The following is a 969-nucleotide window of genomic DNA, read 5'->3' as shown; positions in this document are numbered from 1 at the left end:
CACCTCCTTTAGTTGATACATGTATCGTACCAGGAGGCGCTGCGTATTTATATGCGTTGTTTGAATGGGGGCTTACACTTTTCCTTTTTTAACTGTTCCATTTTTATTGAAATTACTCCGATTGGTACTTCGTTTAGACCTATCCATTTTACGTTGGATACGCTTTATTTCTTTTTCATCAATATTACACTCTGGAGCAAGTTCTCGCAGTTCTACTGTGCTTTGACTACTGATTGCAATCGTAGATGTACCAATATCAATACCTACCCGTTTGGTTTCATCAACAATCTTACGATTTCGTTTGGTAGGTGGAAAACCTTCTTGAATAAGTTGGACAAAGTATCGAACTTTCCCGCGAATTTCTCGCTTTAAAATACGAACATACTTTGTTTTGTCGAACAAAGCCAAATGTGCGTATTCATCTTTAGATTTCGGTGAAATCGGCATACAAAGCCAATTCTTAGGTTTTGGGTTTTTCTTTGTTGGTTTATCACCCCAAACAACGTTTCCTTCCGCATATCTTAAACCAGTAGTATTAGATTTGTTTTCCACTGAAATATCATCGTTAAAAGATTTGAAATGTACTTTTTTTGAAGTTCCATAATGTAGTTTTTCGACTGTTTGAAAAGCTCTCGTAGCTAGTTTTTGAGCTTCAAAACTACCGATATGTTCTTTAAACTTTTTTTGAACAGACTTCACAAAATGATGGATTCCGCATTCTAAAAAACCATAATCTAAACGAATTTTTGCAAGTTGTTTGTCGCGTTTCTTTTGATTATAAAAAGAATCCATTTTGAAAAGAGATTGATCAAAATGGATTCTTATCTATTAAATTTAAGTTTTGGTTTTATAAAAAAGTTTGATCATTTTCTGCCTGTGTTGCTCCACAATTGCGCCCGAGTGTGGAAGATCTTAGTTCATAGCATAATCCCGTAAAAATTATTGTTAACAATAAAAAATGGAAGCCTT

Annotated in this window: 1 protein-coding gene; it reads right to left on the bottom strand. The window is 34.3% G+C overall.

All coding sequences use genetic code 11. From position 1 onward, the window contains the following. Positions 1–72 precede the first annotated feature (72 nt). A complete protein-coding gene (locus tag SAZ04_RS21510) occupies positions 73–792 on the bottom strand; it encodes a hypothetical protein (protein WP_332699525.1) in 720 nt (239 codons plus the stop codon). Positions 793–969: the final 177 nt, after the last annotated feature.

The organism is Halalkalibacter lacteus, from assembly GCF_036663595.1.
Lineage (GTDB): Bacteria > Bacillota > Bacilli > Bacillales > Bacillaceae_D > Halalkalibacter > Halalkalibacter lacteus.
This window is presented reverse-complemented; position numbering and strand designations above follow the sequence as displayed.

Coding starts and splice junctions, on each gene's coding strand:
- SAZ04_RS21510 (WP_332699525.1), bottom strand. CDS start 792: ATGGATTCTTTTTATAATCAAAAGAAACGCGACAAACAACTTGCAAAA.